22 protein-coding genes are annotated in these 26,428 nt (G+C 49.6%); 17 read left to right on the top strand and 5 right to left on the bottom strand.

Annotated features, from left to right (window positions below; translation table 11 throughout):
- Window positions 1–312 (bottom strand): hypothetical protein (locus ACFRAM_RS06265; protein ID WP_379465022.1); only part of this gene is annotated, 312 nt, incomplete at its 3' end.
- A 156-nt stretch (window positions 313–468) separates the two neighbouring features.
- On the opposite strand from ACFRAM_RS06265, the gene ACFRAM_RS06260 reads away from it, so the two are divergent.
- The 6 genes from ACFRAM_RS06260 to glnA all read left to right on the top strand — a co-directional run bounded on the left by ACFRAM_RS06260 (window position 469) and on the right by glnA (window position 8,585).
- Window positions 469–2,127: a S1C family serine protease gene (locus ACFRAM_RS06260; RefSeq protein WP_379465021.1), complete on the top strand. Its 1,659-nt coding sequence runs from the start codon at window positions 469–471 to the stop codon at window positions 2,125–2,127.
- Window positions 2,128–2,285: 158 nt separating this feature from the next.
- Entirely contained in the window at window positions 2,286–2,975 is a 690-nt protein-coding gene (locus tag ACFRAM_RS06255) for a response regulator transcription factor (RefSeq protein ID WP_379202703.1), read from the top strand.
- 1 nt (window position 2,976) lies between these two features.
- The gene (locus ACFRAM_RS06250; protein WP_379465020.1) at window positions 2,977–4,443 is read left to right on the top strand and encodes a sensor histidine kinase; all 1,467 of its coding nucleotides are present in this window, start codon (window positions 2,977–2,979) and stop codon (window positions 4,441–4,443) included.
- A 57-nt stretch (window positions 4,444–4,500) separates the two neighbouring features.
- On the top strand, window positions 4,501–5,457 hold the full coding sequence (locus tag ACFRAM_RS06245; protein ID WP_379465019.1) for a 4-hydroxy-3-methylbut-2-enyl diphosphate reductase: 957 nt from the start codon (window positions 4,501–4,503) through the stop codon (window positions 5,455–5,457).
- A gap of 372 nt (window positions 5,458–5,829) precedes the next feature.
- On the top strand, window positions 5,830–6,876 hold the full coding sequence (aroF, locus tag ACFRAM_RS06240) for a 3-deoxy-7-phosphoheptulonate synthase (RefSeq protein WP_066373961.1): 1,047 nt from the start codon (window positions 5,830–5,832) through the stop codon (window positions 6,874–6,876).
- A 284-nt stretch (window positions 6,877–7,160) separates the two neighbouring features.
- Window positions 7,161–8,585: a type I glutamate--ammonia ligase gene (gene glnA, locus ACFRAM_RS06235; RefSeq protein WP_379465018.1), complete on the top strand. Its 1,425-nt coding sequence runs from the start codon at window positions 7,161–7,163 to the stop codon at window positions 8,583–8,585.
- A gap of 158 nt (window positions 8,586–8,743) precedes the next feature.
- Here glnA and ACFRAM_RS06230 read toward each other — a convergent pair whose 3' ends face one another.
- The gene (locus tag ACFRAM_RS06230) at window positions 8,744–9,772 is read right to left on the bottom strand and encodes a LacI family DNA-binding transcriptional regulator (protein WP_379465017.1); all 1,029 of its coding nucleotides are present in this window, start codon (window positions 9,770–9,772) and stop codon (window positions 8,744–8,746) included.
- Window positions 9,773–10,136: 364 nt separating this feature from the next.
- Here ACFRAM_RS06230 and ACFRAM_RS06225 point away from each other — a divergent pair, with 364 nt between their 5' ends.
- The 8 genes from ACFRAM_RS06225 to ACFRAM_RS06190 all read left to right on the top strand — a co-directional run bounded on the left by ACFRAM_RS06225 (window position 10,137) and on the right by ACFRAM_RS06190 (window position 19,182).
- The gene (locus ACFRAM_RS06225; RefSeq protein WP_175374157.1) at window positions 10,137–11,522 is read left to right on the top strand and encodes an ABC transporter substrate-binding protein; all 1,386 of its coding nucleotides are present in this window, start codon (window positions 10,137–10,139) and stop codon (window positions 11,520–11,522) included.
- Window positions 11,523–11,624: 102 nt separating this feature from the next.
- The gene (locus tag ACFRAM_RS06220) at window positions 11,625–12,518 is read left to right on the top strand and encodes a carbohydrate ABC transporter permease (protein WP_066373970.1); all 894 of its coding nucleotides are present in this window, start codon (window positions 11,625–11,627) and stop codon (window positions 12,516–12,518) included.
- Window positions 12,519–13,355 (top strand): carbohydrate ABC transporter permease, encoded by an 837-nt coding sequence (locus ACFRAM_RS06215; protein WP_379465016.1) that lies wholly within the window; start codon window positions 12,519–12,521, stop codon window positions 13,353–13,355.
- A 30-nt stretch (window positions 13,356–13,385) separates the two neighbouring features.
- Window positions 13,386–16,118, top strand: a complete 2,733-nt coding sequence (locus tag ACFRAM_RS06210) for a GH36-type glycosyl hydrolase domain-containing protein (RefSeq protein WP_379465015.1) — start codon at window positions 13,386–13,388, stop codon at window positions 16,116–16,118.
- A gap of 47 nt (window positions 16,119–16,165) precedes the next feature.
- Complete coding sequence (locus ACFRAM_RS06205) at window positions 16,166–17,053, top strand: hypothetical protein (RefSeq protein WP_379465014.1); 888 nt, start codon at window positions 16,166–16,168, stop codon at window positions 17,051–17,053.
- Between the two features lie 104 nt (window positions 17,054–17,157).
- On the top strand, window positions 17,158–18,246 hold the full coding sequence (gene serC / locus ACFRAM_RS06200) for a 3-phosphoserine/phosphohydroxythreonine transaminase (RefSeq protein ID WP_066373978.1): 1,089 nt from the start codon (window positions 17,158–17,160) through the stop codon (window positions 18,244–18,246).
- 94 nt (window positions 18,247–18,340) lie between these two features.
- Window positions 18,341–18,805, top strand: coding sequence for a tRNA (uridine(34)/cytosine(34)/5-carboxymethylaminomethyluridine(34)-2'-O)-methyltransferase TrmL (gene trmL, locus ACFRAM_RS06195; RefSeq protein WP_379465013.1), 465 nt, complete (start codon window positions 18,341–18,343; stop codon window positions 18,803–18,805).
- Between the two features lie 122 nt (window positions 18,806–18,927).
- The gene (locus ACFRAM_RS06190) at window positions 18,928–19,182 is read left to right on the top strand and encodes an AbrB/MazE/SpoVT family DNA-binding domain-containing protein (protein ID WP_066373981.1); all 255 of its coding nucleotides are present in this window, start codon (window positions 18,928–18,930) and stop codon (window positions 19,180–19,182) included.
- A gap of 373 nt (window positions 19,183–19,555) precedes the next feature.
- On the opposite strand, the gene ACFRAM_RS06185 is transcribed toward ACFRAM_RS06190, so the two are convergent.
- Window positions 19,556–20,620: a phosphodiester glycosidase family protein gene (locus ACFRAM_RS06185; RefSeq protein WP_379465012.1), complete on the bottom strand. Its 1,065-nt coding sequence runs from the start codon at window positions 20,618–20,620 to the stop codon at window positions 19,556–19,558.
- Window positions 20,617–21,024 carry a hypothetical protein gene (locus ACFRAM_RS06180; RefSeq protein ID WP_379465011.1) on the bottom strand — a complete coding sequence of 136 codons (408 nt, stop codon included), beginning with the start codon at window positions 21,022–21,024 and terminating at the stop codon, window positions 20,617–20,619. Before ACFRAM_RS06180 ends, ACFRAM_RS06185 begins: the two co-directional genes overlap by 4 nt.
- Window positions 21,025–21,310: 286 nt before the next feature.
- Here ACFRAM_RS06180 and ACFRAM_RS06175 point away from each other — a divergent pair, with 286 nt between their 5' ends.
- Window positions 21,311–21,967 (top strand): response regulator transcription factor, encoded by a 657-nt coding sequence (locus ACFRAM_RS06175; protein WP_379465010.1) that lies wholly within the window; start codon window positions 21,311–21,313, stop codon window positions 21,965–21,967.
- A gap of 67 nt (window positions 21,968–22,034) precedes the next feature.
- The gene (locus tag ACFRAM_RS06170; protein ID WP_379465009.1) at window positions 22,035–23,252 is read left to right on the top strand and encodes an aminotransferase-like domain-containing protein; all 1,218 of its coding nucleotides are present in this window, start codon (window positions 22,035–22,037) and stop codon (window positions 23,250–23,252) included.
- Window positions 23,253–23,355: 103 nt separating this feature from the next.
- On the opposite strand, the gene ACFRAM_RS06165 is transcribed toward ACFRAM_RS06170, so the two are convergent.
- On the bottom strand, window positions 23,356–24,258 hold the full coding sequence (locus ACFRAM_RS06165) for a DUF2161 family putative PD-(D/E)XK-type phosphodiesterase (protein WP_379465008.1): 903 nt from the start codon (window positions 24,256–24,258) through the stop codon (window positions 23,356–23,358).
- A 225-nt stretch (window positions 24,259–24,483) separates the two neighbouring features.
- Here ACFRAM_RS06165 and ACFRAM_RS06160 point away from each other — a divergent pair, with 225 nt between their 5' ends.
- Window positions 24,484–26,379, top strand: coding sequence for a PrkA family serine protein kinase (locus tag ACFRAM_RS06160; protein WP_175374168.1), 1,896 nt, complete (start codon window positions 24,484–24,486; stop codon window positions 26,377–26,379).
- Window positions 26,380–26,428 lie beyond the last annotated feature (49 nt).

Genomic DNA, 26,428 nt, shown 5'->3' with positions numbered 1-26,428 from the left:
CCCGCCGAGCGATCCCAGCCCACATGCAATGAGCCCCGCCGAGCGATCCCAGCCCACATGCAATGAGCCCCGCCGAGCGATCCCAGCCCACATGCTATGAGCCCCGCCGAGCGATCCCGGCCTACGTGCTACGAACCCCATCAGCGATCCCAGCCCACGTGCTACGAACCACGTCAGCGATCCCAGCCCACATGCTATGAGCCCCGCCGAGCGATCCCGGCCCACATGTAATGAGCCCCGCCGAGCGATCCCAGCCCACATGCAATGAGTCCCGCCAGCGATCCCGGCCCACATGCTATGTGCCCCGTCCACGATCCCTCTATGTTTCCTTTTCTATTCGTCCGCGCCTATCTTTTATCTGCGCTTAAATTGTTTTTAATGTGACCTTAAGGTTTAAAGTACAAAATAAGACCATGAAAACAAATTAAACCTTGCCACACGATAGGCAGGGCGCGGGAGGAAAGAAACATGGACGAGAACAAAAACAGATTTAACCGTGACAACGAACCTGAATCTGATCGGGAATGGAACAACGGTAGCAATGGCAACCAGTCCTCCGAAACAAGCTCATCATACTATTACTCTTACGGACCTTTTAAATCCTTGAATAAAGAAGAACTGGACAACGACAGTGATGTAGAACACTACAACCGGCGGGAACCGGAGCGGGTGGAGATTACACCTCCACAGCCTGTAAGATCTCTTTCTTACAGCCCGGCGGTCCGCCCCACAGGTTATGACGGGAATGGCGGAGGCAAGGGCGGCAATGGTGGGAACGGTGATGGCGGCGGTAACGGATGGCAATACAATCGCAAGCCGAAAAGCTCGTTTAAAACAGTGTTGGTTTCTTTTCTCGCCGGAATGATCGTGCTTTCAGGGTCGATGTACATGGCCGACCGTGGCAACTGGTTCACACCGGATACAGCAAGCTCGATTAACGGAAGCGGAACGAACACTTCTGCCTCAGCGCCGAGCGAAAGTGCTATGGCAAAACCTACGACGACAACGGCGTCCTTGGTTACTGGAAAAGGCGATGTTTCGGGCGTGGTGGATCATGTTGGCCCGGCAGTTGTCAAGATTGAGACATTGGTGAACCAAAGCTCGCGCAGCAGAGGACAAAGTATTCCGAACAGCAATGATCCGTTCTCACAATTCTTTTTCGGAGACCAGTTCGGTGGCGGTGGCTCTTCCCAGTCTGAACCGGATCAGCAAGCCCCATCTGACAAGGGTTCATCCTCTCAACTGGTTCCATACGGGATTGGTACAGGTTTCATCTACGACAAGGCTGGATATATCCTGACCAACCAGCACGTTATCAACGGTGCTGATGTCATTCAGGTTACTGTGGATGGCAACACCAAACCATATGAAGCTAAGCTGCTCGGCTCCAGCAAAGATTTGGATCTGGCTGTACTGAAGATTGAAGGCAACAACAATTTCCCTGTAGTAGCGCTGGGTGATTCCGATTCGCTGAAGGTCGGTTCGGAAGTTGTAGCCATCGGTAACCCGCAAGGATTCGATCATACCGTTACTGCAGGTGTGCTAAGTGCCAAGGGCCGCAGTATTGATATTAACGAAGAAGACGGCAGTGGTACAAGAAACTATAAAAACCTACTTCAAACAGATGCGTCCATCAACCCAGGTAACTCTGGCGGTCCATTGCTTAATGTGAACGGTGAGGTCATTGGTATGAACGTAGCTGTAAGTACTGATTCACAAGGTATTGGTTTCGCGATTGCTGTGAATACGATCAAGAATGTCGTTGACAAGCTGGAAGCGAATCAGGCGATTCCGAAAGAACCCGTTCCGTTCATTGGTGCAACCCTCATGACGATTACAGATGAAGTGGCCAAACAAATGGGTACTGATATTAAAGAAGGATCTGTGGTTGCAGATATTGTTTTTAGATCGCCAGCTTATAACGCAGACCTCCGTCCGTACGATATTATTACCGGAGTGGGCGGCAAGAAGTATGCAACCAATCAGGACCTGATCACTTATATTCAAACGCTCAAGGTTGGAGACAAGATTACACTCAACGTTGTCCGTGACGGCAAACAATTGAACCTTGATGTTACGATCGGCAACAAGAATGATTTTGATACTACACAGAAACAACGGCAATAACAACGGCAATAACAACGGCAATAACAACGGTAATAACAAAGGCACCATACAATCAGACGGAGGGGTTCGCCCTTCCGTCTTTAATGTACAAAGATGTCTTTTTACCGATTCGCTGGTACAATATTTATATATAGAACTGGACAATGGGGGCTGTATGGATGCGACCGAATATTCTAATTATTGATGACGATGAGAAAATTATCTCCATGCTGAGGCGTGGCCTGGCTTTTGAAGGATATGATGTCAAGACAGCTGCGAATGGCGCAGACGGCTTGCGTGCGGTAATAGCAAATGATCCCGATGTGGTCATTCTTGATGTGATGATGCCACAGGTGGATGGCTTTGAAGTCTGCCGGAGGCTGCGTGAGGGTGGCAGCAACGTGCCTGTCCTGATGCTCACCGCAAAGGATGAGATCGAGCACCGGGTCAAGGGTCTTGATCTGGGTGCAGACGATTATCTGGTGAAGCCGTTTGCATTAGAGGAACTGTTGGCCCGTGTCCGTGCGCTGTTAAGGCGTAAGAGCGAGCAGGGTGGTGGCAGTGATCAGGCGGTGGCTTATGAGGATATTACTCTTGATGTAGACTCTCGGGAGGTCACACGTGACGGCAAACGCCTGGAGCTGACCGCCAAGGAGTTCGAGCTGTTGCATCTGTTCATGCAGAATCCGAAGCGGGTATTGTCGCGTGATCTCATCATGGACAAGATTTGGGGTTATGACTACAGCGGAGAATCCAATGTGCTTGAGGTATATATCGCCATGCTGCGCCAGAAGACAGAGGAACACGGCGGCAAACGATTGATCCAGACCATCAGGGGAGCAGGTTACATTCTAAGAGGTGACAACTAGTATGTCTATTAAGCTGCGGCTGACTGCTTGGTATTCGGGAATTTTGGCTGTAATGCTGTTGGGCCTATCAGCTGCAATATATACTTTCGTGTATATAAATACTTACGGTGATTTGAAGGACCGTGTTGAAAAGCAGGTCGAGCAGCTACAGCTTCTGCCGCGCTGGGGATATGACGGCTCCTTGCTGAACGTTAATGTGATTCCTTCGCAGGCAACGCGCCTGGAGGAAGCTAATATGCTGGTGCAAATTAGTATTTATGACAGTGGGGCTATTCAACAGTCGGATAATATGATGAGCCTGGGACTGAAATTCGATGTTCCAGATAAGAATAACATTATGCAGGAAAAAGGCTTCAAGCAGGTGACGCTTGCAGGCTATCATTTCATCATGTATCAGACGCCGTTGACGCCGCTCCCTGGCAGTGCCCCGTTGGCGGTTTTACAAGTAGCCACACCAACCAACCAGGAAGACCGGATGATGGAGAGGCTGAAGAACATTCTGGTCGCCGGTTCCTTTGCGACCTTGGTAGCAGCCTTCACGTTCGGCCTGTTCCTGGCCCGCAAGGCTATGAGGCCAATCGGCAAGGTAATCGAGGCAGCGAACGGCATCCAGACCGGAACAGATCTCAGCTCGCGCATCGAGTACGACGGTCCTCCGGATGAAATCGGCAGATTGGTTCAGACCGTAAACAGCATGCTGGGGCGGATGGAGGGTTTTTATACGGAGCTGGAAGATTCCTATGCCGCGCAGCGGCGCTTCGTCTCGGATGCTTCCCATGAACTCCGAACCCCGCTGACGACGATCCGGGGGAATATCGATCTGCTGCAGAAGGTCTGGGAGATGGAGCCGGGAGCAAATCCCGCGCTCGACGATGCTGCGATCCGCCAGCTGTCCATCGAGTCGGTGAAGGACATTGCGGATGAATCCAAGCGGATGAGCCGCCTTGTCGCCGATATGCTTTCTCTGGCCCGTGCCGATACCGGACGGACTTTTGACAAGGAACCGGTGGCTCTGGAGCCGATGATGATGGAAGTAGCGCGACGTGCATCATTCTTGCCGCATCAGGCGGAGTGGCAACCTGGCCAAATGTCTCACCTGAATGGCAAATACATTGTCGGCAATAAGGACTATTTGCAGCAAATGCTGTTTATTTTCATCGACAATGCCTTCAAATACACACCATCTGGTGAGGTAGTATTTGACACTGTGTTCTATCAGAACCAGGTAGGTATTCGGATCAGCGATACGGGAATTGGAATGGATAAGGATGAGATCCCGCATATCTTCGACCGCTTCTACCGTGCGGATGAATCGCGGGGAATCACGGAAGGAATTGGCCTTGGTCTCTCCATCGCCAAATGGATTATTGACGAGCATGACGGCTCGGTTGAAGTTGTCACCCGGCAGGGAGAAGGCACCACATTCGTGATCTGGTTGCCCCTTCTCTTTGCTCCGCCGCTGGAATAGGGTATAATTTAGGAGAACTATTACAGCAGTCAACGACAGCAGAAAGCTGGTGAAGTCATGGAAGTCATCAAAATATCGCCCCGGGGCTATTGCTACGGTGTGGTCGATGCCATGGTTATGGCACGTCAGGCTGCGCAAAATCTCGATCTGCCTCGGCCGATTTATATACTGGGCATGATTGTGCATAACAGCCATGTGACCAACTCGTTTGAGGACGACGGAATTATTACCCTCGATGGCACCAATCGTCTGGATATTCTGGACAAGATCGATAGCGGCACAGTAATTTTTACTGCACATGGAGTGTCGCCGGAAGTACGTAAGGTGGCTCGGGCCAAAGGCCTGACCACTGTGGATGCTACCTGTCCCGATGTGACGAAGACGCATGACCTGATTCGGGAAAAGGTTGAAGAAGGTTATGAAATCATTTATATCGGCAAGAAGGGACACCCTGAACCTGAGGGGGCGGTGGGTATTGCCCCGGAGCATGTGCACCTGATCGAGAAGGAGGAGGAGATCGTGAATCTCTCGGTTTCTTCCTCACGGATTTGTATCACGAACCAGACCACAATGAGTCAATGGGACATCAAGCATATTATGAAGAAGCTGCTGGAGACGTTCCCCGGCGCCGAAGTTCATAATGAGATCTGCATGGCTACTCAGGTGCGTCAGGAGGCTGTGGCAGAGCAAGCGGGACAAACTGATCTTGTCATTGTCGTGGGCGATCCGCGCAGCAATAACTCCAACCGTCTGGCACAGGTATCGGAGGAAATTGCTGGCGTACCAGCCCACCGGATCTCAGACCTCTCCGAGTTGAAGACGGAATGGCTGCAGGGTGTCACGAAGGTAGGGGTCACTTCAGGCGCTTCTACACCAACCCCGATCACGAAGGAAGTTATCAATTATTTGGAGCAGTATGATCCTGAGGTTCCCGCAACCTGGGAGATCAAGCGTACTGTGAATATGGCGAAGCTGCTGCCGCCAGTCAAGAACAAGACAGCGAGCACGAACTAATCTCCTGAAATTGAACTTATAGTGTTGACTAAGAGAGCGTAACACAGCGGATTCCGGCGTGTGCGCTCTTTTGTTATGGGGAGAACTGTCTTCATTCAAGCTTACAGATGTGATGATAATATTCCTTTCGCTTCCATTTCGTAATTTTCTGAATGTAGTTTATGGCTCTTCAATCTGGGAATTGGAGCGTTTTCAAATCGGGCTGTTTTGTGAAAATGGGCCCCGGCGGGTTGACGAAATAGAGATTTTCGGCTAGAATTGCTTTAGTGATTAAAAGCATAAAAGCTAAAAAGCTTAAAAGCGTCGTAGCGAAACAGAGTGCACAAACACTGACTAATAAATTACGTTAACATGTGGAAAGGAAGATTAATTATGATCGTCATTACATCGAACCAAACTCCGGAAGAGCAAGTTCAGGATATTATCAGAGTTATTGAAAAAGAGGGGTTGCAAGTTCATCTCTCCCGCGGCGCTGACCGCACCGTTATTGGTCTGATTGGAGGCGTTACACCTAAGCTGGCTGAACATCTGCGGCAGATGAAGGGGGTAGAGAATGTCGTTAAAATCTCTAAATCCTACAAGCTGGCGAGCCGTGACTTCCACCCGGAAGATACTGTCATTGATATTCGCGGTGTCAAAATTGGCGGTGAGAACCTCGTCATCATGGGCGGACCTTGTGCCGTTGAATCCCCAGAGCAAATCGATGAGATTGCCCGTCTGGTGAAGGCCTCTGGTGCTCAAGTGCTCCGTGGCGGTGCATTTAAGCCTCGTACAGGACCATACAGCTTCCAGGGTGTGGGCGTAGAAGGATTGACGATGATGGCGGAAGCCGGTAGACGTCATGGACTGTTGACGATTACTGAAGTCATGACACCCGAATACGTAGATATTTGTGCGGAGCACGCGGACATTCTGCAAGTAGGTACACGTAATATGCAGAATTTTGATTTGCTGCGTAAGCTTGGCACCTGCGGGCGTCCTGTGTTGCTCAAACGCGGCTTCAGCGCGACCTATGATGAATTGCTGAATGCAGCGGAATACATTCTGGCCGGCGGCAACCGTGATGTTATGCTGTGCGAACGCGGAATTCGTACATTCGAGACATACACCCGCAATACGCTGGACCTCTCTGCGATTCCGGTTCTGCAAAGCTTGAGCCATCTTCCGGTCATCTCTGATCCGAGCCACGGCACCGGACGCCGTGAACTGGTAGAGCCAATGTCCAAGGCATCTGTCGCTGCAGGCGCCAACGGCCTTATTATCGAAATGCACACCGATCCGGACAATTCCATGACTGGCGATGGTGTACAATCGCTATTCCCGGATCAGTTCGACAACCTGCTTAGAGACCTTGAGAAGCTCGCTCCGCTGGTTGGACGTAAGTTCTCTCCAGGGCCAGAACCTGTTGTAACTGTGTAATCTTTGCGTATATCAGCTGTTCATCAGCCCGCTTATCCCGCGCCACTGCTGGGATAAGCGGGCTATTTGATTTTAGGTAGGGTAAGATGTGCGTCTGGTAGGGTCTCTTTTACCAAATTCACTAAAGCGTTAGAAAATCTTACATTGGAATAAGAAATACCTGACATAAGCATTGACGATGTTAGGTATGAGATTTATAATGACGACAGCAAAAAAATTATAAAACAAGAACATTTGCATACTGTGAGCGGCTTAATGTTCGGAAACTTGGGGAGGAAAATTTCATGTCGGTTGAAAAAGTGTTGCAAACAATCAAAGAGAACAACATTGAGTGGGTGGATTTCCGGTTTGTAGATTTGGGTGGACGTGCGCATCATATTTCGTTGCCCGCTTCTGAAGTAGAAGAAGAAACTTTTGTGAATGGCGTAGCTTTTGACGGTTCATCTATTGCCGGTTTCCGCGGTATTGAAGAGTCCGATATGGTTATGATGCCAGACACGGAAGCAACATATATTGATCCATTTACTGCACACCCGACGCTCAACATCATGTGCGACATTTTTACTCCTGATGGCGAACGTTATGAGCGTGACCCGCGCGGTATCGCAGTTAAGGCAGAAGAGTTCTTGCAAAAGAGCGGTGTAGGTACTGCGGCATTCTTCGCACCAGAGTCTGAATTCTTTATCTTCGACGATGTGCGTTACGAGAGCGGTATGAATAGTTCTTCCTTCTTCGTGGATTCCGAAGAGGCAGCTTGGAACACAAACCGCAAGGAAGAAGGCGGCAACCTTGGTTTCAAGGTTGGAGTCAAAGGCGGTTATGTACCGGTAGCACCAGTAGATACCCAACAGGATATCCGCAGTGAAATGTGCCGTCTGCTTGCTGAAGTCGGTCTGCGCATTGAACGCCATCACCACGAAGTGGCAACTGCAGGTCAAGCGGAGATCAACTTCCGTTTTGACACCTTGAAGAAAACAGCTGACAATCTCATGACTTATAAATACGTTGTTCACAACACAGCTCGTCAATACGGCAAAGTAGCAACCTTCATGCCAAAACCGTTGTTCGGTGATAACGGAAGCGGTATGCACGTGCACCAATCCATCTTTGACGGCGATTCTCCTTTGTTCTATGAAAAAGGCGGATATGCTAACCTGAGCGAAATGGCTCTGAACTACATCGGAGGTATTCTGTACCATGCTCCGGCGCTGATCGCTCTGACCAACCCAAGCACCAACTCGTTCAAACGTCTGGTTCCTGGCTATGAAGCTCCGGTTAACCTGGTATTCTCCAAAGGTAACCGTTCCGCTGCAGTTCGTATCCCGGTAGCTGCTGTGACACCTAAGGGCTGTCGCATCGAGTTCCGTACACCGGATTCCACAGCCAACCCTTACCTGGCCTTCTCCGCAATGCTGATGGCAGGTCTGGATGGAATCAAGAAGAAGATCAACCCGCAAGAATTGGGTTATGGTCCACTTGACAAGAACATCTATGAGCTGGAAGATGCAGACAAAGAGAAGATCCGCAGTGTTCCAGGCAGCCTGGGCGAAGCGCTTGATGCTTTGGAAGCAGATTACGAATTCCTTACTGAAGGCGATGTATTCTCCAAAGACTTCATCGACAACTACATCTCTCTGAAGCGTTCGGAAGCACAAGCGGTGGCAATTCGTGTTCATCCACACGAGTACTCCCTGTACTTCGATTGCTAATCCGTTACTAATCTAATAAAAACTTTAACCTTCAAAGCCCCCGGGATACCTCCCAGGGGCTTTTTGGCGGCTTTTCTATCACCTAATATGCTGGAGCCCGCTCAGTGGCCCCTGTGGCTTTACAGCGGTGCAGTGGTAGTCTTCAGTCGTGAACGTCCCTATGACGGCTCAGAGGCGCCGCAGGACTCTCTAACGATCAGCTCAGGCTCAACAATGAAAGAACTGGTGCTCGACTGATTGTTGATAAGGTCATAAAGCATCAATGCAGCGAGCCGGCCGAGTTTATTTTTATTCTGCCGGATGGTGCTTAGAGAAGGTGTGGTGTACTTGCAGGCCTCGATATCATCGCAACCGATAATTGCGACCGTATCAGGTACTGAAATGTTAGCTTCTTTGAGTGCGCGCATGGCGCCGATGGCAATCTGGTCGGAGGCCGCAAAGATAGCCCGGGGCAGGCTGCCGGTAGCGATCATGCGTGTCATAGCTTCATAGCCGCTGGATTCAAAGAAATTGTCCCCGTTTAAAAACCAGTTCTCATGAACTGACATTCCCAGATCCTCAATAGCTTTTCGGTAGCCGCTCTCACGCATATTTGATATTTCTGACTCCTGAGTGCTGCCCAGATAACCTAGATCACGGTAGCCTAGCAAATAGAAATGCTCTACGGCTTTGGCGGACAACTTGAAATTATCGGACATGATGTAGCCGGAGCTAGAACCGGACAGCTTCATATCGACACCGATGCAAGGGATCGAGCTCTGATCCAGATTGCTGATGGACGTCTCTAACTCTTGCCCGGAGAGGAGTACACATCCATCGACGTTGTAATGCCAGCACCGGGCCAGATAGTCGTTAACGCCTCCGTTTTGAAACTTTTCATTAGAGAAAAAGATAAGATCATAGCCGAGCAGACCCATTTGCTTCTTAAAGGCGTTCAGAACCTCGATGAAGAATGGATGGGTCAAATCGATATTCAGCATACCGGCAAAAATAACACCGATCAAATACGAAGATTTGCTTGATGGAGTTTTGGATGAAATGGGGGGAGTGTAGCCGGTCTCCTTGATAATCTGCAGCACCTTATTACGTGTACTGGCAGAGATGTCAGTGTAATTGTTAATGATCTTGGAGACCGTTGAAACCGAAACGCCTGCAATTTTAGCGATATCCTTAATGTTATAGGTCATTATAGGGCCTCCTTATCTTAAATAACGTCGTATTAGGCGAAAAATCAACTGGTTTCTGCATTGTTTTTAGAGATCGAATCCATATTTACGAAAATGGTTTCGGATTTATTTTATATTTTGAATAGAAAGTAGTCAATGTCTGGAAAGCAGTTGGAGGACAAAAATGAGGATATTCCGCTTGTACTAAGGGTTTTTCAAACAAAAACATGAATTCTAAATAGTTCTTTACAAAAATAGACAACGATGCAATAATGAAAATAACGAAACCGCTTTCTGGATTGCGTTTCTCTTTTTCGAGTATTTAGAAGATTTACGAAAATGTGTTTCGTTAATGTTCGAAGAATTTACTCTGGGGGGTAACAAAATGGTAAAGAAGCTTTCTGCGGTCTTGCTAAGTTCTGTTCTGCTGTTGGGGTTGACAGCATGCGGGGGCGGAAACAACGGCAATGGTGCAAGTGGGGGAGCTACGAACGGGTCTTCGAAAGAGGCAACAGAAAAACCTGCATCCGGTGAGAAGAAGGTTGTTAAGATCCTGCATTGGAAGCAAGAGAACATTAACAAAGCCATTCAAGAAATCAATAAGAAATTCGAGGAGAAATATCCTGAATACAAGGTGGAGTACACTACTACCGGACCTGATGACGAGTTCAAGCAGGCGCAAAGAGCAAGAATTACCGCTGGGGATGTGGATGTTCTCGCGGATCTTTCCGGGATGAGACTATCTCCTAAGGATTGGACACCGGGCGCGAAAGTGCCGGATTGGCAGCAGTGGATCGATTCTGGTCTGATTGCGGATCTGTCCGATCAAGCTTTTGTGAAAAACTACAATGCCAACGATATTGCCAAAGCGGGTACTTATAACGGAAAAGTATACGCCGTGCCAACTGGTAAAGTAGCGATGTCGGGATTCTTCTATAATAAAGAAATCTTCGAGCAAAACGGACTTTCCGTTCCAACGACCTGGACGGAGTTCATCAAAGTGCTTGATACCTTGAAAGATAAGAATATTACGCCAATCGTCGTGGCTGGTAAAGACGTGTGGCCACTGAAACTGCCAGTCTTCGGTCTGCAAGCAAAAATCCTTGGCGGTGGTGACCAGAACAAATGGATCGAAGGCGTATGGAAGGGCGATGCGGCTTACAATGATGCAGAGGCTGTAGAGGTTCTGGATAAAATGAAGACGCTTCAGGATAAATACATCATTGATGGATTTATGGGTATCGACTATGCAACAGCACCTTCTTTCTTTGCTACTGGTAAAGTAGCGCTGATTGCTGACGGAACCTGGGATGCGCCAACTATTGCAACGGCTAATCCGGATCTGAAGTTTGGGTACTTCCCGATCCCTGCTACTGAAGATGCAGCGAAGAACAATTCGCTTGTTGGTAAATACGATGTAACCTGGTATGCCGCAGAGAAAGGCCCGAACAAAGAGGGCGCGCTGAAATGGCTGGAGTTCTTCTCCGAGCCGGATAACTATACAGCGTATGTGAAAGCGGCTGGCTTCCTGCCAACACAAGATAATGTTCAAACTGATAGTGAGTTCATCGATAAAGAGCTTTCACCATATCTTGGCGGAGATTTTGAACTGGCATACGAAATTCTGATGATCAACCGTGTGAATGTCGGCGAGCACCTTGCTGCTGAAGGCGTACACACAGAGTACCTGGCTCCAGGCGGCGAATTCAAGACAGCCAAAGAGCTGGCTGATGTGCAACAGAAAGAATGGGAAGCGGCTGCACCTAAATAAGCCGTTTAAGTAGCAAGAATTAAACATACTGTGCAGTTTCGGGGTCTGTCCTGTGCAGGCCCCGATCCTTTATTTTGAATCAGGATTAGGTGGGTGAGAGCAATGTATCCCTTCGGTAAAGGTTTAAAGCGCTATGTTCCCTTTCTGTTTTTGCTGGTGCCATTGGCGCTATATATTATTTTCTACTTCGGGCCTTCAATGATGACGGTTATTTATTCATTTACCGACATAAAGAATGTGCCGGGTAGCGAATTGAAATTTGTCGGTCTGCAAAATTACTACGATGTATTTTTCTCCGGTAATTCAGGGGAACGTGTGGACTCCATTATACGGACGCTTTATTTCATGGTGATTGTAACGATTGTGCAGAACGGCCTGGCGCTATTGGTGGCCGTGATCATTAATCAGAAGCTAAAGGGCGATTATTTCTACCGTGCGGTATTTTTTCTACCGGTAGTTCTTGGTGTCGCAGTAGTGGCGCTGGTATGGAGTATGATGTTCGATCCGCTCAGCGGTCCTGTGAACTATCTGTACAATGCGTTATTCGGCTATAAAGATATGTTCTTTGGAAGCTTTACCCATGCTTTCGGCTATATTATATTTGTACAAATTTGGATGTACATGGGCTATTCCATGCTGATCTTTCTGGCCGGATTGCAATCCGTACCGAAGGATTTGTACGAGGCAGGATATATCGACGGTACAAGTAAATGGCAGTCCTTTAAAAACATTACGTTTCCGCTGATCGCTCCTTCCTTTACGGTCAATATGCTCCTGTCGATCATTGGTGCCATGTCCACCTTTGATATTATTCTGGCTACAACAGACGGACGCTTCAATACTAGAACTATGGCTTATGATGTCTACAAAGAAACCTTCCGGGGTAGTCTGGAGATGGGATTACCTTCGGCGCTTTCTGTCGTACAGTTCCTGATCATTCTTGTCTTTGTAGTGATCGCTGTAAAGCAAATGCGCAAGAGAGAGGTGGAGTACTAGATGAAAGACTCTAAGTCCACCAAAATTCTTTCTTACGCCGTTGTAGCGATACTTCTCGTACTGTACATCATACCGCTACTTTTCGTATTTAACGTCTCGTTCAAGTCCTTCACAGATTACCTGCTAGACCCAATGGGGATTGTATCCAATATTCAATGGAGCAATTACAAAGATGCCTGGGTGCAAGGGAATTTCTCTAACTATTTCCTCAACAGCCTGCTGTATACGGGGGTTGCTACGGTGCTGACACTTATTGTGTCACTCTTCGGCGCTTTTCCGGTGGCACGGGGATATGTGAAGTGGAGTGGCTTTATTTATATGTTCTTCCTGCTTTCGCAGTTTCTGCCTAACCCGATGGTGGCTCAGTTCAAGCTGATGCTCGCCATGAAGCAGGAACTCGGATTTGTAGGTTACGATACAAAGCTGGGTTATATCCTGTTAAAAACAAGCGGAACTGGCATCGTCTTCATGATGTTCACCGGCTATATCAAATCTATAAGCCGTGAACTTGATGAAGCAGCAGGGATGGACGGCTGCGGCTATAACCGTTATCTGTTCCAGATCATCATGCCATTGATGAAACCAGTGATTGCCACCGGCGTCATTTTGACAGCCATCGGCATCTGGAATGACTTTGTGGGCCCGGTTATGTATTTGCCAAGCCCAAGCAATTATCCGATTACCTTCGGATTGAAGGAATTCCGCGGACAATACGGCAACAACTGGCCGATGCTGGCCTGTGGCATTATGATCGTATCTACTCCGCTGATCATTCTGTACACCTTCATTCAGAAATACATTGTCGATGGTGCGTTGGCAGGTGCGGTTAAAGCGTAAGCAGCAATACAAATGAGAGGATGGATATTAGTGGAGCGCAATGAAATCAAAGGCTGGAAATTTACAGGAAAGAATGGGGAGTTCAGACTCCCGCAGCCGGATCGCAGCAGTTTTTTATATTTTCCGTTGGTAAATGAGGGTGGCATGATGTCTTCGATCACGCCAAAGCTTCACGGCCAGGCTACTTCAGGGCATAATACGTTTCTGACACCTCCATTGTCGGTAGAGGATTTGCATAACTCGCGGGCTTCCCGTAACTTCTGGGTGTATGTAGAAGGCAAAGGGGCTTGGTCGGCAGCGGGAAACTCTGCCAAACAAAACGCTGATTTCTATCAGGACAACGCTGACGAGTCTGAACTGGAGGCTGGTCTGCTCTGGCACCGGGTGACCCGCAGTAACAAAGAACTCGGCGTTTCTGCTGAGATTACCAGCTTTGTGCCATGCGGCGAAGACAAGGTAGAATTGACGAAGGTTGTTCTGACGAATACAGGAGCAGAGAAAATCGCACTGACATCAACAGCGGCTATTCCTTTGTATGCCCGGTCCGCAGATGACTTGCGCGATCACCGTCATGTGACATCCCTGCTGAACCGGGTCTACACTTCTCCGTTCGGTATTGAAGTTCAACCGGCACTCTCTTTCGATGAACGCGGTCACCGTGTGAATCACACCTCGTACGGGGTGTTCGGAGCGGAAGAGAACGGCAGTGGTCCGGTCGGATTCTTCCCTGTGCAAGAAGAGTTCATCGGCGAAGGCGGAAGCCTGGACTGGCCGGAGGCCGTAGTGCTGAACAGTAAGCCAGCCATCTACTCTGAAGCCGAACTGGAAGGTTATGAGGCGCTGGGCGGGCTCCGGTTTGCCGAGACGGTACTGAATCCAGGTGAAAGCCATTCTTACATTATTGTGCTGGCGATTGAAGGCGAGCGGATCGATGTTCCTGTGCTTATGCAGAAATACGGTACAGCCGCAGCCTTCGATGCCAAGCTGGAAGAGAATAAATCGTTCTGGAATGACAAGGTAAATACCGTAGAATTCCAGACTGGTGAACATGATGTTGACCAGTGGATGAAGTGGGTAACCCTTCAACCGGTACTGAGAAGACTTTACGGGAACTCCTTCCTTCCATATCACGATTATGGCAGAGGGGGACGCGGATGGCGTGACCTTTGGCAAGACTGCCTTGCGCTGCTTATCATGGAGCCGGAAGAAGTACGCAGCCTTCTTCTGAACAACTATGCCGGTGTGCGGATTGACGGCAGTAATGCGACCATTATTGGCTCGCAGCCAGGCGAATTTATCGCTGACCGCAACAATATTCCACGGGTCTGGATGGACCACGGCGCTTGGCCGTTCCTGACTACAATGCTGTATCTGGATCAGAGTGGTGATCTTGATTTCTTGTTGCAGGAGCAAATCTACTTCCGCGATGTCTTCATGAACCGTGCTCAGAAACGCGATACTTCATGGGATGCCGAGGCAGGCAGCTCGCTAAGAACGACCTCCGGCGAAGTCTATACCGGTACCATTCTGGAGCATATCCTTCTGCAAAACCTGGTTCCATTCTTCAACGTCGGAGAGCACAACAACATTTTGCTTGAAGGCGCGGATTGGAATGATGGGCTTGATATGGCTGCCGACCGCGGGGAGAGTGTGACCTTCACATCCTTCTATGCCAGCAACCTGCTTGATATTGCCCGCCTGCTGCGCGACCTGAAGGAGCGCAAGGGTCTGTCGACCGTTGAACTGGCGGAAGAAATGACGGTGCTGTTTGATTCTCTTGGAGAAGGTGTGGATTATACTTCTGTGTCGGGCAAGCATGAGCAGCTTGAACGCTACTATGCGGTAGCGCCAAATAAAGTTAGTGGTGTCCGGGTAGCACTGGATATTGACAAGGTAGCAGCAGACCTGGAGCGCAAGGCTAATTGGCTCTTCGAACATCTGCGTAGCAATGAATGGGTGCAAGCGGAAGACGGTGGCGGCTGGTTCAACGGTTATTACAATAATGACGGTGAACGCGTAGAGGGCGAATTCCCTGGTGGCGTCCGCATGACGTTGACAGGTCAGGTATTCCCGCTCCTTGGCCATGCTGCTGCACCTGAACAGATTCCGAATATTATTAACGCTGTGGAGAAAAATCTGCTAGACGATAAAATCGGTTACCGCTTAAATTCCCGTTTTGGCGGGATTCAGCAGAACCTCGGTCGTGCGTTTGGTTTTGCCTTCGGCCATAAAGAAAATGGTGCGATGTTCAGCCATATGACGGTTATGTACGGCAACGCGCTCTATAAACGCGGATATGTTAAGGAAGGGCGGAAAGTGCTGGACTCCTTGTATCAGCTTAGTGCTGATTTTGCGACCAGCCGCATGTATCCGGGGATTCCGGAGTATATCAATGAGCAGGGACGCGGCATGTATACGTATTTGACCGGCTCGGCTAGCTGGCTGCTGCTGACCATGGTGACTGAAGTGTTCGGTGTCAAAGGAAAGCTGGGCGACTTGCTGCTTCAGCCTAAATTGGTGCAAGAGCAATTTGACAATAACGGACAGGCAGGAATTAAGACCATCTTCGCAGGTCGTGAGCTGGAGGTCGTCTATACGTCCACTAATCGTTCTGCCTATGGGGAGTATCAAATTCAGGGAGTTACATTGAATGGCACTCCTGTGGCGCTACAGCACAGTTTAGAAGGAGTTATTATCCCACGTGCAGTACTAGACGCTCTGTCAGCTGACAAACGTCATCTACTTGAAGTGGAACTGGCGTAATCGACGGTTCATCTCTACCCTTGCACTGCTGAAAGGATGCAATCTTTATGGGCAATATATTATCGAATGGTATCCTGTCGGTCGAAATTGCTGAGATGGGAGCCTATACAGGCTCCCGTTTTGATTGGACAGGATTTATTACTCAAGTAACCCTGGAACAGGGAAAACATACGTTTTGTGTGCCGGAAAGCCTGATTCCCGGACAAGGCAGCGGCGGCAGGGGGTTATGCAACGAATTTGGCATTTCCCGGGCAATTGGATATGACGAAGTTCCGGTTGGGGGCTGGTTCCCGAAGCCAGGTGTCGGCTTGCTGCAGAGGAAAAATCTGGAGTCTTACAGCTTTATGGGGGATTACGAGCGGACTTTGTTTGTTGCCGAAGTTGAGGCAAGTTCGGACTCTATCACGTATACGGTTCAGCCAATGGAATGTAATGGGTACAGCATGCTCTTAACTAAGAGAATAGCCATCCATCAGAATACATTGACCATTGACTATGTGCTTAAAAACAAAGGAACAAAGACTATTGAAACAGAAGAATATATTCATAATTTCATCGGGATCGACGGCAATCCGGTCGGAGTGGACTATGAACTACGACTGCCAGGTGTTATTTCCATTGAAAAGCCCGAATCCTCGTATACATCGGAATTGCTACTGACGGAAGGAGAACGGCTTAGCTGGAAGCGCCAGCCGGACCGTCCTTTCTATTGCATGCTCTCCTCTGATGCCAAAGGAGAGGCGGACTTCAACTGGGAGCTAATTCATAAGCCAAGCGGAGTCGGTCTGAGGGAAATTGGAGATTTTCCCATTTCACAAATAGCTTTGTGGGGAGTAGGGCACGTGATCTCTCCTGAAGTTTTTGTGAACATTAGTCTTTTACCGCGTCAAAGCAAGCACTGGCGCCGTTCTTATGAGTTTTTCAAGCATTCCTAAGGTATAAACTCGTCTCCTATGTGAATAATTATACTTGCTGGTGTGTGAGATTACTGCTATCATATCGATATCCATATTGATAGGAGAGAAAGGGTGGGAGAGTTTTGAGCAAGAGAGCATACAATTTTAATGCCGGTCCTGCGGCACTGCCGCTAGAAGTATTGGAACGCGCACAAGCGGAGTTTGTGGATTTTCGGGAGAGCGGAATGTCTATTATGGAGATGTCGCACCGTGGGGCCATATACGAATCTGTGCATAACGAAGCACAACAACGTCTGCTTTCGCTTTTGGGCAACCCGACAGGCTACAAGGTTTTGTTCACTCAGGGCGGAGCGAGTACCCAATTTGCAATGATCCCGCTCAACTTCCTTTCCGAAGGTAAAGTGGGCAGCTATGTGATGACAGGCAGCTGGGCGGATAAAGCTTACAAAGAAGCCAAGCTGGTGGGCGGCGTTCATGTCGCAGCTTCCTCGGAAGATCAGAAATTTCTGAAGATTCCTGAGCTGAGCTCCATCAAGGCTGCGGACAATGCAGCTTATCTGCATGTAACGTCGAATGAAACCATTGAAGGCACACAGTATGCAGAGTTCCCGGATTCCGGTTCCATTCCGCTTATTGGAGATATGTCCAGCGATATTCTGAGTCGCGCGTTCGATGTGAATAAGTTCGGGCTGATTTATGCAGGTGCCCAGAAGAATCTGGGACCGTCCGGGGTAACGGTGGTTATCGCCAAGGAAGAGCTTATTGCTGAGTCCCCTTCCCATATTCCGACAATCCTGCGATACAGCACTCATACGAAGAATAACTCTTTGTACAATACGCCACCATCCTTCTCTGTATATATGGTTAATGAAGTGTTAAAATGGATTGAAGAGCAAGGCGGCTTGGCTGGGGTTGAATCCAAAAACCGTGAAAAGGCCGGTCTCTTATATGAATACATTGATGGAAGTGACGGCTTCTACCGTGGCGTCGCAGAACAAGACAGTCGCTCCATTATGAATGTTACGTTCCGGATGCAGTCGGAAGACCTGGAGAAGCAATTTGTAAAAGCAGCGGAACTGGAAGGCTTTATCGGTCTTAAGGGTCACCGTAGTGTTGGCGGCCTGCGCGCTTCCATTTACAACGCTGTTCCTTACGAGAACGTTAAGGCACTTGCCGATTTCATGAAGCATTTCCGGCAAACTCAAGGTTAATCAATGCTGTTCCTGACCTTCCGCCAACAGGCGGAAGGTTTTCTGCTTTAACAATATAAGGATTTATAGTCCGGACAGAGAGGAATTACAAACTATGGCACTTCACATCGTTCTAGTCGAGCCGGAAATTCCGGCAAACACCGGCAATATCTCACGCACTTGTGCGGCAACAGGTACGCATCTGCATCTGGTACGTCCACTGGGGTTCCGAACGGATGATGCTACGCTGAAACGGGCGGGATTGGACTACTGGCACGCAGTCCATATTGAATATCATGATTCCTTCGCAGAAGTACTGGAGAAATACAGCGAAGGGCGTTTTTTCTATGCAACGACAAAGGCAGACAAGCGGTACAGTGACTTTGAATTCCAGGATGGAGATTTCTTTGTATTTGGCAAAGAAACCAAGGGTCTCCCGGCGGAGATTCTCGAAGCGGGGAAGGAAACCTGTATGCGGATGCCGATGGGTACAGCGGTGAGATCGCTTAATTTATCAAATTCGGCCGCTATTATTGTCTACGAAGCCCTCCGTCAGCTAGATTTTCCACAACTTGTTTAAAATAAGACATGTTTTTTTATTAATTCAGCAGGATTCGACAATTTCATAACGAAATCTTAGTACAGGTCCGATATAAATATGTAATCCATTATTTAGTTGAACAGGAGAGGTGTAAGTTAGATATGAAACCTGCTGGTGTAGTTCGCAAAGTGGATCAACTTGGTAGAATTGTTCTGCCAAAATCCCTGCGCAAGAGATATCAAATGAATGAAGGAGATCCGGTGGAAATTTTGGTACAGGGCGACCACATTATTTTGGAGCGCTACCGTCCGAAATGTGTATTCTGCGGATCGATGGAAGAAGTAAGCGAGTATAAAGATCGTTATATTTGTGCCGAGTGCCTTACAGAGATGACTCATTTGCAAAGACATGCATAATATAACGGTTAAGCCTTCTCATTAGAGAAGTCGCTCGAACTATGATTACATAAGAAAAAGCACCGCTTCTTGCGGTGCTTTTTCTTGTTCAGGCCGGGCTCGCCAGTCACTTTCCTAGATGGAGCCAAGCAATCCTGTATCTGCTTTACGCAAATCGGGAATTTTTTAGAGGCCTTTGGTTTTATCTTCGTTGTAAGAAGCAGTCAAAATGCCGGTCAGGAATAGAACGAAAACAAGGGTAACGATCCAAAAGGTCAATGAAAACGACATGCCGGGCACCTCCAAAAGGGACTGTATTCGTTATCATGATTATACCCGTTCATCTGGTAAAAATAAACGTAAATGTGAGAAGTGACATAGACAATCTATCCTGTTACTTAAAAAACAGGAAATTCGTAGGCACAGGCCGTAGATTGCCATCCGAAGGCTTGTTCACCACTCTTCCGTTAAAGATCAGCGAGGAAGAGCCTCCTCCATCTAAATTATATGCATCTATAACTCCCATATTAAAGAGCTTGTCCTGTAATTCCTCTAGCGTAGCTCCGGAGCTACCGTTCTCATTGTATCCGTCAGCGACCAGAAGCAGGAGCTGGTCATCTTTATATTTACCCATCACCGTGCGGGGGGCTCGCTTGGGAGATATTTTCCATTTCTCGGGGATCGGCATCTTCATGCTGTCCTTCAAAAGAATAGGAACGAAGGTTGCACCGAATTGTGGTTCCAGCTGGTCCAATTGCTCACGGCTGTAAAATTTACCGCCGATCAGTTGACCGTTCTTATTCAGTCCAACGAAGCTAAGATCCTTGAAACTTGACTCAAAGCCGTTCAAGTATTGGCCCCCGACTACAGTTGTGCTTAAAGGATAACGCTTGCCATCCTTGTCTGCAAAACCGCCGGCATTAATTCCGGCGATGGCGCCGCTGCGGCTGACGGCACGCATTGTGGTCTCTGCTCCGCTTACTGCATCCGCGAGGCTCATGGTCGCGGCAGACGCATCTTTAAGCTTGATTTTCAAGGCATAAGCTTTATAATTTCCGGGGTTAAGCTGGAACAGCTCGATGACAATACGGTCGCTGCTCACGACTTCGGAAGGAATGCCAAGCTTCGCGCTAATCCGGCGATTGTAAATGATCTGTGGGCGAGAGGCCTGCGTCTCTGCTGTATTCACAATTTGGTTCATTTCGCTCGTGGTGGCCTTGTAGAGCTTGGCACTGGCACTCACGGAATCTATTGTGTAGGCTGCGGCAGCCTGGGCTTGAATCAGTTCTTGTTTGATTAAGCTTGTCTCCTTCACTGGTCCCTGAACAGGAGAGAATTGATCTACATGGAGCTGCAAATCAAGCGGGGGCTGAATCCACAATAGACCAATCAAGAGGCCGATGAACGGAGCGGTTAGCGTCATGAAGAAGCGATTGACTCTTTTGACAGGTGTCATCATTTGAGCAGATCCATTTCTTTCTTGAGTGCATCAAGCTGCTTGCGTACCTCACTGAGCTGGGTATATAGCTTGTTGCTGTTGTCTGTCTTGGCGCTCGCATTGTCCTTGGTGAAGGTCAACAGCTCGTTGAAGGTCTGCACAGTGCTCTGCAATTCCTTAACTTCATCAGAGAGGGCGGCGATTCTAGCTTCATAATCGGTCTTCAAAACGGTAAGCTGCTGCTGGCTTTGTGCGCTGAGCTGACTCAGCACCTGCTGCTTCAGATGGTTGGTGTAGCTGTATACGGCATAAACGCCAATTCCGATCATCACAACCCAGAACAGTAAAAACCATTTTACGGAAGATCCGTTTCTCGCAGCTGTGCGGCGCGATTGAACCGGTGTCGTTTCCGCTAGCGGTTGCATTTTATCACCTCGGGGCTTGTTCTTTTCAAGTCCCCATTCTATCAGACTTTGATTATTTTCGCAAAAATGTAAGAGAGTCAGATCATGATAAAAAATAATTGCATCCTATTAAACTACTGCGATACAATTTGCTATAGATTGGAATATCTGTGGGACGTATTCAAGGTAAGTAATAGAGAGAATTAGGCCAATAAGACATCATACATCCTTGCTTGCGTCAAACCGGAACCGCCGCGGCGCTTTCCATTCTGGGTAAATACATATATAGCAGGAGGTCTGGGCGTCAATGATGAAGGTTTGGCAGGTGGTCATTGTGGGATGTCATCCCACAAGCATGCTGGGAACGAAGTTGATTCTGGAAGAAGGAGGGGAACTGGAGGTTCTGGGGATGTATTCTACATGGACCGAAGGGGCCGCGGTAGTGCGGGAGAAGCAGCCTAATCTGGTGCTTACCGATTATCAAATGCCAGATGGAGAGGTAGAGAGTGTGCTGTTTGACATGAAGAACAGTTCGCCAGCCTCTCATTTTGTTGTTATGACCGACGAAGACGGCAGAGAACTGCTGCAATCATTTATAGAACTTGGGGCCAGCGGCATACTATCCAAAGGGGCATCACCCGGACAATTGCTGCAGCTGATCAAAGGATTACGTGAAGGCTTTATCTCCATCCCGCTAGAATGGATCAAGAAGGGCTTCTGGCCGATATCCCCGTCTAAAGGACTCGACAGCGTTCTGCAATTAACCCAGACAGAGACTTTTATAATGGAACGAATTGTGCAGGGGATTACGTATGACAAAATTGCGTTGGAGATTGATGTGAGCCGCCGTTCCATCGATAACTACCTTCGCAAAATCTATGTGAAGCTGGATGTCACTACAAGGGCACAAGCGATTGAGAAATTCGCGCTCTTCTCCAGACAGCATCGACAAATCTACGCTTGAGCTAGAGCAGGACGACATAATGCTGGCAGGGCCTGAATATTCTTGGAACGAGGGAGGGGGATTTCGCATGAAATATGACTTTTCCGCACGTGCTCACACACTGTTGTCATCACAGCTCCTGAGCATACGTACCCAAACGCGGAGAGGCTCCATGATATCGCTAGCCGAAGAATTACCTGCGGAAGAGTTATTCCCACTATCCTTGCTGGCCGAGACAGCTTCCACGGTCATCTCTGCCGATGCCGGTGCGCTCCAGTATGGAGACCCGGAAGGATATGGGCCACTGCGTGAATGGTTAACAGCGGACTGGTTAAAAGCCAAAGGAGTGGCCGTCGCCGAAGGCGGGGTGCTGCTGACAACAGGCAGCCAGCAAGCAATTGATCTGCTATCCCGGGTCTATATTGATCCAGGGGACTGTGTGCTGGTCGAAAATCCGACTTCGCCAGGCATGCTCCAGGCGCTGCGGATGCAGGGTGCTGTGATTATTCCAGTCCAGGGCGACAGGGATGGATTGCTTCCGGATCATCTGCGAAGCCAGATCCTTCAGCACCGTCCCAAAATGCTGTATGCAGCCCCGAGCTTTACCAATCCCAGCGGAGTTCTATGGAGCCTTACACGGCGCAAGGAGATTTTGGAGCTGTGTATCGCGCATGATGTGCTGATTGTAGAGGATGATTCCTATGGAGATCTTCACTTTGAGCGGTACAATGAGCATCCTCTCGGCAAGTATCCGTCGCTTTATGCACTGGAAAATGTCAGCGACGGTGGACATGTACTCTACATTGGCTCCTTTAGCAAAACGGTTGCTCCTGCGCTGCGCACAGGCTGGGCGGCTGGAAGCCGTGAGCTGATCTCTGTAATGGCTGCGGCAAAACAAATGGCGGACTGGCAGTCGAGTTCTCTGAACCAGCGGCTGCTACATCATCTGTTGGATGTCTCCGCATTTGATTTGCGGGAACATATCAAGCTGCTGAATCGGGAGTATCATACACGCTTCAAGCTGATGATCGAGCTGCTAAAGCGACCCGCCTGGAAGCAGAGCTCATATGAGCTTCCCGTAGGGGGCATGTTTCTCTGGGTGTCCCTTCCAGATGGATTGGATGTCAATGCGCTGCTCCGCTGCGCGCTTGGCAAGGGCGTTGCCTTTCTGCCCGGGCCTCTGTGCAGTGTGGATGGCGGAGGGCAATATATCCGCCTGAACTTTACCCATCCGGGCCGCGACGAGCTGCTGCTCGGCATGAATCTGATGAGTGAGGCGGTTACCGAGTTCACCGCCCGTAGTTAAAGCGCCGGTCGGGTGTACAACACCCCGGAACAGGCGTGACTTGAATAACGTGAAGAAGCATCCCGTGGGCCGGGATGCTTTTTGTTATGGGGCGGCGCGGCTGTTACACGCCCGCTGTCACGTTCCCGGTGACAGCGGCATATTCCACCAGGGCGGCATGCCCGCCCTTGGTGAGGGTGTAGCGGCCACGGGTGATCCGCAGGAACCAGCCGTAGTAGTTGTGCTGCAGGATGGCCGCTGCGCCGGGCACTCCGCTGCGCTTGCGCAATTCCGCCGGGGTGATGCCGGCGGAGCGCTCTGCCAGCGTGCTGCCAGCGGCGGCAATCTCAGACGGGGCAGCCAGCAGCTGCTGCCCGGCCTGTTCCGCTTCCGGCGATGCAGCGGAAGCGGTCCCGGGCGGCTGCTGCGCAGCAGCCGCCTCTCCGTCCCGTTCAGCGCTGCCGCGCGCTGAACGGACGCCCTGCAGCTCGGCTTCCGCCTCCTGCAGAGCCAGAGCCACGCGCAGTGCCTTCTCACGATAGGCGGTGACGAGCTTGACGCCCGTGCTGCCGCCGGTGTTGTAGTCGCCGCTGCGCTCGTGAAACTCATAGAGCAGGCGCTCGCGCCGCCGACCGCCGCCCCGCTGGGCGGGCAGGGTCTCGTCCGGCTCCGCCAGCACCTCTACCACCGGAGCCTTCGTCTTGTAGAAGGTTACGGTGATAAGCCCGAGACCGAGCCGGCGACAGAGTCCGCTCAATTCGCCCCAGCGCTGATTGACCGCGCCTTTCTTGTCCCGATTGCGCTCGACCGCAAGATAGACGCTTGGGCTAAGCTTCAGCCGTTCAACCCCCTGCAGCAGCAGGGCAAGGTTGAAGGATTTTTTCATCTCCACGATCAGCGGCGGTTCTCCGTTCTCCCGGATGCCTACCAGGTCGCAGGTCCGCACCTCACCCTTGATCTCATAACCCTGCTTTTCAAAAAAAACTTTCAATGGAGCATACAGCTCCGTCTCATGCCGTACGGCCATAGTTTGTCACTCCTGTACCCATATTCGCAGGGTCTGCTGCCCGTTATTTAAAACAGGCATGATCGCCCATCTCTAACTTTGTGGGGTGATTTACTGATTCTCTATTATAGCACAGCAAAAAATAGGTCAACTATTCGGAGCTTGCCGCATAGGTATGTAATACACTTTTGAAAGCCATTTGGAGCCATAGAGGAGCATTAGGAGCGCAAGAGGAGGCAGCGAGCAATGGACATTTTTGAGCGTATAGCTTCGTATCGGGCTGAGAACGACCGTTTGGCGTGGAACGGCACCTTCAAGGATTATGTTGAACTGCTGAAGAAAGACCCATCTCCCGCCAAAACCGCTCACGCCCGTGTATACGACATGATCAAATCTCACGGCGTAGAGGAAATTAATGGACGCAAAAGGTATAAGTTTTTTGAACAGGAGATTTTCGGTCTGGACCGGGCTGTGGAAAAGCTGGTGGAGGAATATTTCCATTCTGCCGCGCGGCGCCTGGATGTTCGCAAACGGATTCTGCTGCTGATGGGGCCAGTCAGCGGAGGGAAATCGACACTCGTTACGCTACTCAAACGTGGCCTGGAGCAATACTCAAGAACACCGGAAGGTGCCGTGTATGCTGTTGAGGGCTGCCCGATGCATGAGGACCCACTGCATTTGATCCCGCATGAGCTGCGTCCCGAGATTGAACGAGAGCTTGGCGTGCGTATTGAGGGCAACCTGTGCCCCTCCTGCCAAATGCGGCTGAAGAATGAATATGGTGGCGACATTGAGAAGGTTGGCGTAGTCCGCGTCATTTTATCAGAGGAAGAACGGGTGGGCATCGGTACCTTCAGTCCATCTGATCCGAAGTCACAGGATATTGCTGATCTGACCGGCAGCATCGACTTCTCCACCATTACCGAATTCGGCTCAGAATCTGATCCGCGCGCATACCGTTTCGACGGGGAATTGAATAAAGCCAACCGGGGACTGATGGAGTTCCAGGAGATGCTGAAATGCGATGAGAAATTCCTCTGGAACCTGTTGTCGCTTACCCAAGAGGGGAACTTTAAGGCTGGGCGATTCGCGTTAATTAGTGCGGATGAGCTTATTGTGGCCCATACCAACGAAACGGAGTACAAATCCTTTATCTCGAATAAAAAGAATGAGGCACTGCAGTCCCGCATGATCGTCATGCCCGTTCCGTACAATCTCAGAGTGTCTGAAGAGGAAAAGATTTATGCGAAGCTCATTTCCCAGAGTGACATGAAGCATGTGCATATTGCTCCTCATGCGCTGCGTGCAGCGGCGATTTTCTCGATCCTGACCCGTCTGAAGGAGAGCAAGAAGCAGGGGATGGATCTCATCAAGAAGCTGCGGATGTATGACGGGGAAGAGGTCGAGGGCTACAAGGAAGCGGATCTGAAAGAAATGCAAACCGAGTATCAGGACGAAGGGATGTCCGGCATCGATCCGCGTTACGTCATCAACCGGATCTCCAGTGCGCTGATCAAAGGCGATTTGCAGTGCATGAACGCACTGGATGTTCTGCGGGCGATCAAGGACGGTCTGGATCAGCACCCTTCCATCACCAAGGAGGAGCGGGAGCGGTATTTGAACTTCATCTCTATTGCCCGCAAGGAATACGATGTCCTGGCGAAAAGTGAAGTGCAAAAGGCATTCGTCTATTCCTTCGAGGAGTCGGCCAAAACGCTGTTCGAGAATTATCTCGACAACATCGAGGCCTTCTGCAACTGGGCCAAAATCCGTGATCCCCTCACGGATGAGGAGATGGAGCCGGATGAGCGGCTGATGCGCTCTATTGAAGAGCAGATCGGCATCTCCGAGAATGCCAAGAAGGCTTTCCGGGAAGAGATTCTGATTCGAATCTCCGCCTACTCCCGCAAAGGAAAGAAGTTCGAATACAATAATCATGACCGTCTGCGTGAAGCCATCGAGAAGAAGCTGTTCGCCGATCTCAAGGATATTGTCAAAATCACCACCTCTTCCAAAACACCGGACGAGAGCCAGCTGAAACGGATCAACGAGGTGACGAGACGTCTCATCGACGAGCATAACTACTGCCCGGTATGCGCCAACGAACTGCTGCGCTATGTCGGAAGCCTGCTGAACCGCTAATTTAAAAAGGAATATCCTAAGCCGTCACAACTGGCTAAGGATATTCCTT

This window comes from Paenibacillus sp. NPDC056722, from assembly GCF_042790635.1.
Classification (GTDB): Bacteria; Bacillota; Bacilli; order Paenibacillales; family Paenibacillaceae; genus Paenibacillus_AQ; species Paenibacillus_AQ agri.
This window is presented reverse-complemented; position numbering and strand designations above follow the sequence as displayed.